Raw genomic sequence first — 11,995 nt, 5'->3', positions numbered from 1 at the left:
TGTATCGCATATAAAGTAAGCTTGTCAAGCAAAATCACAAACTATTCCCCCCACCAACTATAATCTGCGCTGCTTCCCATAAGTCCTTTACCTGCAACGCGTAAGTACCGGCTTCATACTTATCCCCCACCAATATAGACCTCACTCCCACTTTATCTGCAGCTTCCAAGTCACGCAAAGAATCGCCTACCATCCAGCTATAGTTTACATCAATGTCATATTTGGCAATGGCGCGTTCCAGCATCAGGCTGTCGGGTTTGCGCGATAGGGATTCGCTATAGTTTGGATGCGATGGAGCGTAGTACATGGCATCTATCAGGTTGCTGCAACTTTGCTGTAGTTTCTGGTGGCAGGCCATCACATCATCTTTCGTATATAAGCCTTTGGCAATGCCGCCCTGGTTGGTAATAACTATAAGCAGATACCCGTTCTTTTTCAGCAGGGCCAGCGCTTCGGGTACTCTGGCAATTATTTCAAATTCATCCAGTAAATAAGTATAATCGCCACGCTCACGGTTCAGTACTCCATCCCGGTCCAGGAACACGCATTTCTGCTTTGCCATAAAAGTTATAAACAGTTTTAAATGCTAAAATAGAAAATAAAGCGTTGGAGATAGGTATAATTTTTCTGCAGCTGACGTAAAAACAAGTAGAACAAATGCAGAAAAGCATGAAAACATAGTGCAATTACAGGAAGAAAAATTTAACCGGGAAAGGCAATTGTATGAGGGTGGCGATAATTGGGGCAGGAATTTCGGGGTTGGCGCTGGCATATTACCTGCAAAAGCTTGGGGTACCTTACGACCTTTTTGAAGCAAGCGAAAATGTAGGTGGCAATATAAAAACAGTACAGGAAGGTGGCTACTTGCTGGAACTCGGCCCTAACTCGCTGCACCTAACCCCCGAACTGGAAGCACTTGTCCGGGAGTTGAAACTAGACCAGGAAGTAGTACCAACTGCCAGGGCAGGTCACCACCGCTATGTTTTACATAATGGCGTCTACGAAAAACTTCCGGCAAACCCTTTCTCGCTGCTATCCAACACCTTTTTCTCCTGGAAAACAAAACTGCGCATATTAAAGGAAAAGGACGTACCACCTGCCGATATAGATTACGAAACGATAACACAGTTTTTTGAGCGGCGTTTTGGTCCCGGCGTGATCGACTATGCTGTTAATCCATACATAGCAGGGATATATGGTGGCAACCCCGAAAAATTACTGGTTCACAAAGCTTTGCCGATACTAAAGCAACTGGAGAACAACTATGGCTCGGTTCTAAAGGGCTTAATGCATCACAAAGAAAACCACCTTGCCCACGAAAACATCTCGTTTACAAACGGGATGCAAACCCTCCCTAATGCTATTGCAGAAAAACTGATCTCGCTGCACACCGGGCATCGTGTAGAAATGATCACCCGCAACCAGGGTAAATACATTATAAGCTGCGCTATCTCCGGCGACTATGACACGCAGGAATACAACCTGCTTGTTTTGGCACTGCCGGCACTTCAGGCAGCTGATTTACTTCATTATACCTTTCCGGGTATGGCGGCCGCACTGCAAAACATACATTACCCGCCTATGGCTGTGGTGCATTCCGTTTACAACCGCCGCGATGTTAGCCATGACCTGGATGGCTATGGCGCCCTGCACCCAAAAGCTGAGTGCGCGTTTGCAGTTGGCTCTATCTGGTCGAGTTCGTTATTTGAAGGACGCTGCCGCCCACACGAGGTTATGTTTACCAGTTTTGTGGGCGGTGCGCAGTTCGAGGAAAATGCTCTGACAAATAAAGATGAGCTAATGAACTGTTTGCATAAGGAACTGGAAGAAACATATGGTATAAAAGCCGAAAAACCGGTATTTCAGCACATGCATTTCATGGAGCACTCTATTCCGCAATACGACCTGTACATCGAAGATGCTCACCACATGGCTGACAGGTTGGAGCAGGATGGCTTGTTTATAGCCGCTAACTGGCAGGCCGGCGTATCGGTGCCAGGTTGCATTCGCCATGCTAAAGCGCTCGCTCACAAAATTAATTTAAAAAGGCCCGCTCCATCAATAGCTGAATAGCTATATTTGTAGCATGAAAGAATCGTTGGTGATCATCCCAACCTATAATGAACGGGAGAACATTGAGGCTATAGTTCGGAAAGTGATGTCCCTGGCTCACCCCTTTCATCTTTTGATCATCGACGACAACTCCCCTGACGGTACGGCAACTATAGTTCGCGACCTGCAACCTGAGTATCCTGAGCGCTTACACCTCGAAACCCGCATGGGCAAACTTGGTTTAGGAACCGCTTATATCCACGGCTTTAAATACGCGATCCGCCATGGCTATGAGTATATATTTGAGATGGATGCCGACTTTTCGCATAACCCCGACGACCTTATAAAACTGCACGATGCCTGCGCTATTGACGGCTATGATGTAGCCATAGGCAGCCGTTACATACAAGGCGTAAATGTGGTGAACTGGCCCATGAACCGCGTACTGATGTCGTGGTTTGCCAGCTGGTATGTGCGCCTGATAACCGGCATGCCCATTGCCGATACGACGGCCGGCTTTAAATGCTACAGACGCAAGGTCCTCAAAACGATTCAGCTCAACAAGATCAGGTTTGTAGGCTATGCTTTCCAGATCGAAATGAAGTTCCTGTCTTACAAATACGGCTTTAAGATAAAGGAAGTACCCATCATCTTTACCGACCGTACCAAAGGGCAGTCCAAAATGTCGTCGGGTATTTTTAAAGAGGCTGTGCTGGGTGTGCTTAAAATGAAAGTGAACAGCTTCTTCCGCCATTTCGACCGCTATTAACATATCCTGTTTTTTTGCGGTATCCGGCTCAATTCCTGCTTTCTGTCAGAATTTCATAGGACTGCACTATATATCTACACACAAATAAATTAACTTTACCCATTATGTGGCTGTAAAGCGTATAGTTTGTTTGGCCTAAGCTTTCGTTCCTGATACCTCATTTTTATGAATAATATATATTTCTGGATCTTCTTCAACGTTTTCGTATTGCTGCTTCTGGGACTGGACCTGTTTGTTTTCCATCGCAAAGAACATGAAGTTAAGATCAAGGAAGCATTGGGTTGGAGTGCCTTCTGGATTTTGTTATCGCTGGCCTTTAACGCACTTATCTATTACTGGAAAGGCCCCGGCCCCGCACTAGAATTCCTGACAGGATACCTTATAGAAAAATCATTGAGCGTCGACAACCTGTTCGTGTTCATTATGATCTTTAATTACTTTAAGGTGCCTACCATGTACCAGCACAAGATCCTGTTCTGGGGTATTCTGGGGGCCCTGGTGTTCAGGGCGATATTTATACTGGTGGGTGTTGCACTTATTGCCAAGTTCCACTTTATCATCTACATACTGGGTGCATTCCTGATATTTACAGGTATAAAAATGGCTTTCCAGAAAAATGATGACGAATTGCACCCGGAGCAGAACCCGTTTATAGTTTGGATCAGCCAGAAGCTTCCGTTTACAAAGTACTCGGTTGGAGGTAAATTCTTTACCAAGATTGACGGTAAAATTTTTGCTACGCCGTTGTTCCTGGTCCTGATCATGGTAGAAACGACCGACATTGTTTTTGCCGCAGACTCAATCCCGGCTATCCTGGCTATCTCTAAAGATCCGTTTATAGTTTACACCTCTAACGTATTTGCATTGCTAGGCTTAAGAGCCTTGTATTTTGCGCTGGCTGGTATCATGCAGCTGTTCCATTACCTTCACTATGGCTTGTCGGTGATATTGGTATTTATTGGGTTTAAATTGATGCTGAGCGATATTTACCATCTGGATATGCGTATTGCGCTGGGCGTTGTGGGCGGTATCCTGGCTATCTCGGTTATAGCTTCGCTACTATTCCCGAAGAAGGAAGATGAACTGCCGAAACCACAGAATTTTGACAGCAAACCTGACACAGACCTAAAATAATTTCAGCCAAAGAATTGCTTTTAGCGTATTTTATACTTTAACTTGCAGTAATTAAATACAACAAATGACACTTTTCTGCACAAATATGTATGCCAATATTTCCAAAGTCCAGCAATGGGGCTCTGGTGGTAGACATTTGTGTATAGTATAGATATACTTTATCAAAAGCCATTTAGAGCCCCGCCCACAAGCGGGGCTTTTTGTTTTTTAATTAATTTTTAAACCATTTAACGAAAGGCTGAAAAGCCATTTTTAAAACAGTATTATTTATGTACAGTCATGAGAGCAAGTAAAACAACCATCAGTTTGGCACCGCAGTCCAGCTTCAGGAATGCAAGCGGAATGCCCGTGCTGATTGCTGGCCCATGCAGCGCCGAAAGCGAAAAACAGGTATTAGAAACCGCCCAGCTTCTGAGTAAGATGCAGAATGTGAATATTTTTAAGGCAGGTATCTGGAAATCGCGCACACGCCCAAATAGTTTTGAGGGTGTCGGTAATGTAGGGTTGCCTTGGCTGCAAATAGTAAAACAACAAACTGGCCTGCGCCTTGCCGTAGATGTATCGAACGCCCAACAGGCCGAGGAAGCATTGAAAAATGGCATCGATATCCTTTGCCTGAATGGCAGAGTAACTGTAAACCCGTATGCTGTTCAGGAAATAGCCGATGTGTTGCGCGGCACAGCTACGCCGGTGCTGGTAACCAACCCGGTTTACCCCGATCTGGGCTTGTGGGTAGGTGCTTTCGAAAGATTACAGCAGGCCGGACTTACTGATCTGGGAGCTCTGCACCGTGGTTTTACCGGGGAGGACAAAGAACTGCTGTACCGCAACCAGCCTAAATGGGAAGCAATGCTGCAACTGCGTAACGAACTACCTGAGCTGCCAATTCTTTGTGATGCCAGCCACATTGCCGGTAAGCGCAGCCTGCTTTACCCGGTTGGTCAGCGTGCCTTAGACCTTGGCGTTGATGGACTTTTGCTGGAAACGCATATAAGCCCTGCAACCGCTTTAAGCAGCCAGCAGCAACAGCTAATGCCACAGGAACTAGCCGTGTTGATAGGCGCCCTAAAGACACGTGTAAAGCTGAGCGAGACAACAGAACTGGTAGATCACCTGGATGCTCTGCGCCAGGAAGTGGAGACACTTGACAAGCAGTTAACAGAGTTACTGTTGCACCGTTCCACAGTTGCCAACCAGATGAGCAGCTTCGGGTTAGGCAGTGCCTCGCCGGCAGACCAGCTTCGCAAAAAGCAGGACCAAATAACCGGTTTGCTGGGCCACACAGGACAACCTTATACCAGCATCACCGGCAGCGAACCGACAAGTGCTGTAGCTTAAGAACTATAGTTAGCAATTAAAATGAATAAGTATGATTTATGCTGCAAAAGGCACGTTTTCTGAAACTTGTGTGTTAAGTTGCAGCATAAATTGACCATCAAACTATAAATACATGAGTACTCCACTTTCACGTTTCCGCGCGATAGCCTTATATGAAGGTATTTCTTTCCTGGTGTTGCTGTTTTTAGCGATGCCACTGAAATATTTGTTAGATATACCTGAGCCTGTAAAATATGTAGGCTGGGCGCACGGTGTATTGTTTGTGCTGTATGTGCTTACGCTGGCGCATGTATTTTTTGCAGAGCGCTGGTCTTTCCTGAAAGGTGTAGTTGCCTTTGCCCTGTCGTTTGTGCCGTTTGGTACTTTCTGGCTCGATAAAAAACTGAAGCAGGAAGAAGAAGCAAAGCTTGCCCAGAAACGTGAAAGACAAGTAGCGTAACTATAAAAAACTAATAGGAAAGCCCTGCCGGAAACGGTGGGGCTTTTTGTTTGCAACTATAGTTCGATCTGTAACTATAAACTATAGTTGACGTGCGGCAGCTTTACGGGCCGATGCCTGCGCTATAATACTGGCTACCACTAACTGCAGCGCATGGTAGATCATGATCGGCAGTAACACCACCCCCACCACATTGGCATCCGGAAAAAGTACTTTGCTCATAACCGTGCCATGCACCAGCGACTTTTTAGACCCGCAGAACACAGCCGTTATCTTATCCTCCCAGGTTAAATTCAACAGTCGGCTTATGCCTGTAATTATACCGTAGATCAGGAAAAACAACGTCAGCATAACTGCTCCCAGACCAATTAAGTGCAGCATACTCAATCCGCCGAACAGGTTACGGGCATACGATTCGCAGAACGAACTATAAACTATAAGCAGGATAATACTCTGGTCGAAGAAGCGGATCTTCGCTTTGTAACGTTCAGCAAAAGCTCCCAGGCGGTTGTGCAGCAAAATACCAACTATAACCGGAACCAACACCTGTACAACCAGTTTCAGCATTACCTCCTGCATATCCATCGTTCCGGCTCCAGCCGACAGGAAAACCCCCATCCACAGGGGTGTAATAAAAACACCAATTAAACTGGATATACTGGCATTAAAAATGGCAGCCGGAATATTACCACCTGCCACTGAAACCATAACTACCGATGATGAGACTGTAGAAGGCAAAGCAGCCAGGTAAAAAACACCCAGCCACAACAGGTTAGCACTATCTGCGCCCACTACCTGCATTAATACCAATATAAGAACCGGAAAAAGTACGAACGTACTGAGTTGCACCAGTAAATGCAGCCGCCAGTTACTTAAGCCGGCTTTCAGTTTTTCAGGACTCAGCCGTAAACCATAGAATAGAAATATTACCGAAACACCTACATCCGTTATCGTTCCCAAAGCCAGCGGACCATCCTTCATTCCCAACTCCGGCCACAAATACGCCAGCACGATCATCAGCAACAAAGCAAGCAGAAACCAGTCTAAGCCCAGGCGGTTTGCGAACCTGTTAACGCGCGGTATCAGCCCGACGCCATTTGCTGCAGTGTTTTCCTTATGAACTGGTTCCATGGGTGCAAGTATAGTTGCAAAAGTCTGTAAAGCATAACGGCCCTGCAACTATAGTTGCGGGGCCGTTTGGTATAGTTAAGCTATAGTTTAAAGGTCGAGCAGGTCAATGGTCTCCAGTTCAAATTCGGAAGTATCTACTTCTTCTACCAGGCTTGTATCCTGTGCTGTAACTATAAGGTCGCGGGCACGGCCATACAGTTTTACGTTCGGGTACAGGTTTTCGTATTCAGCCTGCGATATCAATCCTCTGCGGCGCATAATGCCACCTATCAATCTATAGTAGTAGCCTTTCCAGTTGCGCAGGTTGCCATAGCTGTCGAAAGATGAACGGTAGCGTTTTGGGCTCGGTATAATGCTGGTCAGGAAGATGGATTCAGCCAGGTTTAGTTCTGATGGCTGTTTTCCGAAGTAAAATCTTGAAGCATCTTTAGCGCCATACACGTTTGGTCCCCACTCAATTATGTTCAGGTAAACTTCAAACATACGGTTCTTCGATACCAGGTCCAGGTTCTCGATCAACCAGACTATAATAGCTTCTTCAACTTTACGTGTTATGGTTTTGTGTCGCGTCAGGAATACGTTTTTAACCAGCTGCATCGAAATGGTACTGCCACCACGCACAAATTCGCCCTCTTTCAGGTTTTTGATGATCGCCTGCCGGAAAGCCTCCTCATGGAAACCGTTGTGACTGTAAAAACCTGCATCTTCGGCGGTAAGAATGGCATTACGCAGGTACGGCGATATCTGGCCAATCGGGGAAAAGAACGAGTTTGCTGGGCCAACGGTGAACGTACGAACAGGCTTCCCATATTCATACACCGTATGCACAAACGATCCATTTATCTTCTCGATATTGGTCTTCCCCCACTTTACGATCTTAAAGTCATCCGAAGCATCCAGATCAGAATCGAATTTCAGACTATCCAGCTGGTCCATGTTCACATGGAAGCTCATATCGTACTGCAACGTTCCTTTTGCTCTTATACCATCCAGGTTCTCGAAAAGGCCCGGCGGCAATGACTCAAAAAAATCGTTGGCAGGAATCTTCTCTGTATTCACTTTCAGGTCGATGATCTTGGAAGGCTTATGCTGGTAACTGGCCTGCAGATTGGCAACGGCTCTGTTTACACGCACTTTTGTAGGCTCTTCGATGGCATAAAAATCTTTACCAACCGTAACCACATAATCCACAGCACTTTCGTTAACCAATACATCTTCGGTGGCGATGCGCGGATGATTCACGACAAGGTTCTGTACTTTTGCGTTGCCACGTAGCGTCAGCCTATCTTTCCGGTACTTTTTATCCTGCAAGCTTACATGCAACGTATCGAAAATTACCGTGCCGCCAAACTTCTCTTTCACATAGGGTACATGTATTCCTTGCTTATCTGATGCATATATACTTGCCGAAATTTTATAGTCGCCAGGGTCTATCGTACCACGAATCTGCATGTTGTTCACAATGCTGTCCATTTGTATCGATAGTTCGGTATCTATGTTGCCATCATCCATTTTCAGGAAAGGCATTTTTACAGCTATCGTTCTGTTCGGCGACTCATATGACACATTCAGGTTTTTGAAATCGACCTGGTTAGGTACATTGTCGAAAGCAGTCTCTATCAGTCGGTTCAGCAGTTCGCCATAGTTGCGCCCGGTTTTGGCTGTTGTGTCTGCCGGTTCTTCTTTATCAGACTTGAACAGGAACGTAAAATTGTTGATATCACCATTTTTGCGGGCTGTTAAATATCCGTTGGCTACCTGCAGTTCATCGAACACGATGCGGCCTTTTAAGATAGAACGGATACTGACCGTGGCATGCACCGAATCGGTCACAAACAGGGTATCGCGCTCGTGGGGCACCATCGAAATGCCACTCAGTACCACCGAATTAATGTCCGTAAACCGGGCTTCCTGAATTTTAAAATCGACAGGATACTTGTTCTCAATACGGGCCTCCACTTTTTTAATGGTGTATTCGAGAAGATTGCTCCTGAAAATAATGAGCAGAACGAGGAGTACAAGGAGCAGCGACACAAATATGCCGGCTCCGATCAGTATTCTTTTTTTCAATAGTTGGTTCAAAATATTCGCTGCGAATTACGCTATTTAGATTCAGTATCTAAAATCAGAGTTATGTATAGTGACTTCTAAAGATACGAAGGCTTGTGTGTATTATGTTATACCCAAACACATACGGCGCTCTGTTTTTTTAGATATAGTTATACCTGTATACTTGCAAGGTGCAAAAACCCGGACTATAAAGTAAACTATAAATTTCAGTTACAGCGCTTTCTGCATTGGCGTACTATGGCATTCCTGCTTATCTTTGAACAAAGAACAAAAACTATACCTGTGATGAATCTGACTACGCTTACTGCCATATCGCCGGTGGATGGCCGTTACCGCCGCAACACCACTGACTTAGCCGCTTATTTTTCTGAGTTTGGCCTGATCCGTTACCGTGTGCTGGTAGAAGTAGAATATTTTATTGCCCTTTGCGAACTGCCATTGCCGCAATTGCAGCAGGTTGATAAAAGCCTGTACCCGGCACTGCGTGCCATGTATGAGCAGTTTACCGAGCAGGATGCCCTAACTATAAAAGAGACTGAAAAAACGACCAACCACGATGTAAAAGCGGTTGAGTATTTTATAAAAGATAAGTTTGATACGCTGGGCCTGGGCGAGTACAAAGAGTTCATTCACTTTGGACTTACGTCTCAGGATGTGAACAACACGGCCATTCCGTTATCGATGCGCGAGGCGGATGAGCGTGTATTACAACCCATGTACCAGCACCTGCACCAGACCTTAACAGAACTGGCACAGCAATGGAAAAACATACCAATGCTGGCGCATACTCACGGGCAACCGGCTTCCCCTACCCGCTTGGGCAAAGAGATCATGGTATTTGCCGAGCGTTTGGAGTCACAGATGGACTTGCTGCGCCAGGTTCCTTTCTCGGCTAAGTTTGGCGGGGCAACCGGTAACTTTAACGCACACCACATTGCTTACCCAACTATAAACTGGCCTGATTTCGGAAATAAGTTTGTACAGGAAAGCCTTGGTTTGCGCCGCAGCCAGTACACTACCCAGATAGAACATTACGATAACCTGGCCGCTTACTTCGATGGCCTGAAACGCCTGAACACGATCCTGATAGATTTTTCGAGAGATGTGTGGCAGTATGTGTCGATGGGGTATTTTAAGCAGAAAATAAAAGCCGGCGAAGTTGGTTCATCAGCGATGCCGCACAAAGTAAACCCTATTGATTTTGAGAATGCCGAAGGAAACCTGGGTATTGCCAACGCTATCTTAGAGCATCTTTCAGCCAAACTTCCTATCTCCCGCCTGCAACGCGACCTGACCGACTCTACGGTGCTGCGCAATGTGGGTGTGCCACTGGCGCATATCGTTATTGCGTTAAAATCGCTGGAGCGCGGTATTGGTAAACTGGAACTGAACGAAGCTGCCCTGACACATCATTTAGAAGAGAACTGGGCTGTAGTGGCAGAAGGCATCCAGACGGTACTTCGTCGCGAAGGCTACCCGCAACCTTACGAAGCCCTGAAAGCGCTAACCCGCAAAAACGAGAAGATCACGGCATCAACTATAAGCAATTTTATAGATAGCCTGCAGGTAAGCGAAACTATAAAAGCTGAGTTAAAACAGATAACTCCTTACAGCTATACCGGCGTGGATATGCTATAGTCAGCTATTAACTATAAAAAGAAAGCCCCTGCAGTTGCAACTGCAGGGGCTTTCTTTTTTAGGAGGTCTTATTCACAAACAATGCTACGGCTTACAACTTCTCCGTTGGTTATCACTATTTCATTTCCGGTTTCATCGTAAAGGGTGCAGTTAAACTCGGCTGTGGCCACAAATTCGGAGCTGTTATCTATAGTATTGGCTGTTACCTTGGTTACTGCAAAGTTGCTGTCGCTTTGGTCAGCGGTGCCAAAATCGGTGCTCCATACTTTGCCATAGATATCTGTATACCTGATCACAACGCCATCTTCCATGGGTGTATCGGAGAAGCTTGCTAACCTGCCAAAACTATAGTCTCCTGTTTCGAGCATGGCTTTGGTTTGTGTGCAATCTGTCGTGCACGAACTTCTCTGTTCTATTAATAATACCTCAACAGACTTTTTGATATCGTTGGGCTTGGCAAGTTGCATCAGCTGAATCTCTGCACAGCCCGAAGTAGTTGCCTCTGTTTGTACAAATGCTTTGCTTGCATAGCCATCTTTACCTTCGGGCAGGATCAGTGTTTTACCATCCATGTCAGCCTCGAAATAAAAAGGTCCGGTGTTAATTGTTGCGTTGTCTTCTTCTGAATCGCAGCTGCTAAAAACAAACAGGCTGCATAAAGCAAATAAGGTAGAGGTCAGTAATTTAGCTTTCATAGTTTTATAATGGTTTTAGATTGGTTAGAAGTATACCTGTAACGGGAAAGCCTTTCTTATATTATAGTTATCCTATATTAAACTATAAAAACAAGTCCACAACCAATCTTATTGAGCTTCAAACTATAGTGCCTTCCTCAAAAACGAGCAGCACTTTTATATTAAATCAGCAATTTATCGTTTAATAAAAGTTAGGTGTACCTGGCACGTATAGTTTATAACAACAATACACCAGTAAATGAACGAAGACAAATATTTACCTTACGGGGTACTTTTTATGCGACTGGCACTGGCCTTTACCTTACTGGCCGCCATCGCAGATAAGTTTGGTTACTGGGGAGAACCGGGCAAGCCAACTATACTCTGGGGAGACTGGGACGCTTATGTTAATTACCTGCAGACACTCGTGCCTTTTGCCTCTAATAGCTTAGCCGAAATGCTGGCTACAGTTGCAACTATAGTTGAAGGTGCCCTGGCGCTAATGCTGCTTGTTGGTCTGAAAGTGAGGTGGGCCGCTATCGGAGTTGGCATCTATAGTTTGTTTTTAGCCCTTGCTTCGGTGGTTTCGGTTGGTGTAAAAGTGCCCTTTAACTATAGTTTGTTTGTGATCTGCGCTGCCGGATTTCTTCTTGCCTGCTGCCCTATTTACCGTTTCACCACCAATGGCATAAAAAAACGCAGCACCTATCATCCGTATTAAGAATGATGGGGCTGCGCTGTAAGTTAAGG

11 protein-coding genes are annotated in these 11,995 nt (G+C 45.5%); 7 read left to right on the top strand and 4 right to left on the bottom strand.

What is annotated here, in order from left to right; translation table 11 throughout:
• Positions 1–34 precede the first annotated feature (34 nt).
• Positions 35–562, bottom strand: coding sequence for a D-glycero-alpha-D-manno-heptose-1,7-bisphosphate 7-phosphatase (locus tag ABS362_RS09580; protein WP_350412219.1), 528 nt, complete (start codon positions 560–562; stop codon positions 35–37).
• A gap of 161 nt (positions 563–723) precedes the next feature.
• Between ABS362_RS09580 and hemG the strand changes: the two genes are divergently transcribed.
• From hemG to ABS362_RS09555, 5 genes are all read left to right on the top strand, one after another.
• Complete coding sequence (gene hemG, locus ABS362_RS09575; protein ID WP_350412218.1) at positions 724–2,073, top strand: protoporphyrinogen oxidase; 1,350 nt, start codon at positions 724–726, stop codon at positions 2,071–2,073.
• A 13-nt stretch (positions 2,074–2,086) separates the two neighbouring features.
• Positions 2,087–2,821 (top strand): polyprenol monophosphomannose synthase, encoded by a 735-nt coding sequence (locus ABS362_RS09570; RefSeq protein WP_350412217.1) that lies wholly within the window; start codon positions 2,087–2,089, stop codon positions 2,819–2,821.
• A gap of 165 nt (positions 2,822–2,986) precedes the next feature.
• A complete protein-coding gene (locus ABS362_RS09565) occupies positions 2,987–3,955 on the top strand; it encodes a TerC family protein (RefSeq protein ID WP_350412216.1) in 969 nt (322 codons plus the stop codon).
• 279 nt (positions 3,956–4,234) lie between these two features.
• Positions 4,235–5,293, top strand: coding sequence for a 3-deoxy-7-phosphoheptulonate synthase (locus ABS362_RS09560; RefSeq protein WP_350412215.1), 1,059 nt, complete (start codon positions 4,235–4,237; stop codon positions 5,291–5,293).
• 112 nt (positions 5,294–5,405) lie between these two features.
• Positions 5,406–5,732, top strand: a complete 327-nt coding sequence (locus ABS362_RS09555; protein ID WP_350412214.1) for a DUF3817 domain-containing protein — start codon at positions 5,406–5,408, stop codon at positions 5,730–5,732.
• Between the two features lie 81 nt (positions 5,733–5,813).
• Here ABS362_RS09555 and ABS362_RS09550 read toward each other — a convergent pair whose 3' ends face one another.
• Together ABS362_RS09550 and ABS362_RS09545 are read right to left on the bottom strand one after the other, a co-directional pair.
• A complete protein-coding gene (locus ABS362_RS09550) occupies positions 5,814–6,863 on the bottom strand; it encodes a bile acid:sodium symporter family protein (protein WP_350412213.1) in 1,050 nt (349 codons plus the stop codon).
• A gap of 87 nt (positions 6,864–6,950) precedes the next feature.
• Positions 6,951–8,933, bottom strand: coding sequence for a biosynthetic peptidoglycan transglycosylase (locus tag ABS362_RS09545; protein WP_350412212.1), 1,983 nt, complete (start codon positions 8,931–8,933; stop codon positions 6,951–6,953).
• Between the two features lie 285 nt (positions 8,934–9,218).
• Between ABS362_RS09545 and purB the strand changes: the two genes are divergently transcribed.
• Entirely contained in the window at positions 9,219–10,571 is a 1,353-nt protein-coding gene (purB, locus tag ABS362_RS09540; protein ID WP_350412420.1) for an adenylosuccinate lyase, read from the top strand.
• A 68-nt stretch (positions 10,572–10,639) separates the two neighbouring features.
• Here purB and ABS362_RS09535 read toward each other — a convergent pair whose 3' ends face one another.
• Positions 10,640–11,266 (bottom strand): hypothetical protein, encoded by a 627-nt coding sequence (locus ABS362_RS09535; RefSeq protein ID WP_350412211.1) that lies wholly within the window; start codon positions 11,264–11,266, stop codon positions 10,640–10,642.
• 238 nt (positions 11,267–11,504) lie between these two features.
• On the opposite strand from ABS362_RS09535, the gene ABS362_RS09530 reads away from it, so the two are divergent.
• Positions 11,505–11,966, top strand: a complete 462-nt coding sequence (locus tag ABS362_RS09530; RefSeq protein ID WP_350412210.1) for a DoxX family membrane protein — start codon at positions 11,505–11,507, stop codon at positions 11,964–11,966.
• The last annotated feature ends 29 nt before the right edge of the window (positions 11,967–11,995 follow it).

This window comes from Pontibacter populi (genome assembly GCF_040278685.1).
Lineage (GTDB): Bacteria > Bacteroidota > Bacteroidia > Cytophagales > Hymenobacteraceae > Pontibacter > Pontibacter populi.
Note: the sequence above shows the minus strand (reverse complement) of the source record. Positions and strands in the feature narration are given on the sequence as shown.

Coding starts and splice junctions, on each gene's coding strand:
- ABS362_RS09580 (WP_350412219.1), bottom strand. CDS start 562: ATGGCAAAGCAGAAATGCGTGTTCCTGGACCGGGATGGAGTACTGAAC.
- hemG (WP_350412218.1), top strand. CDS start 724: ATGAGGGTGGCGATAATTGGGGCAGGAATTTCGGGGTTGGCGCTGGCA.
- ABS362_RS09570 (WP_350412217.1), top strand. CDS start 2,087: ATGAAAGAATCGTTGGTGATCATCCCAACCTATAATGAACGGGAGAAC.
- ABS362_RS09565 (WP_350412216.1), top strand. CDS start 2,987: ATGAATAATATATATTTCTGGATCTTCTTCAACGTTTTCGTATTGCTG.
- ABS362_RS09560 (WP_350412215.1), top strand. CDS start 4,235: ATGAGAGCAAGTAAAACAACCATCAGTTTGGCACCGCAGTCCAGCTTC.
- ABS362_RS09555 (WP_350412214.1), top strand. CDS start 5,406: ATGAGTACTCCACTTTCACGTTTCCGCGCGATAGCCTTATATGAAGGT.
- ABS362_RS09550 (WP_350412213.1), bottom strand. CDS start 6,863: ATGGAACCAGTTCATAAGGAAAACACTGCAGCAAATGGCGTCGGGCTG.
- purB (WP_350412420.1), top strand. CDS start 9,219: ATGAATCTGACTACGCTTACTGCCATATCGCCGGTGGATGGCCGTTAC.
- ABS362_RS09535 (WP_350412211.1), bottom strand. CDS start 11,266: ATGAAAGCTAAATTACTGACCTCTACCTTATTTGCTTTATGCAGCCTG.
- ABS362_RS09530 (WP_350412210.1), top strand. CDS start 11,505: ATGAACGAAGACAAATATTTACCTTACGGGGTACTTTTTATGCGACTG.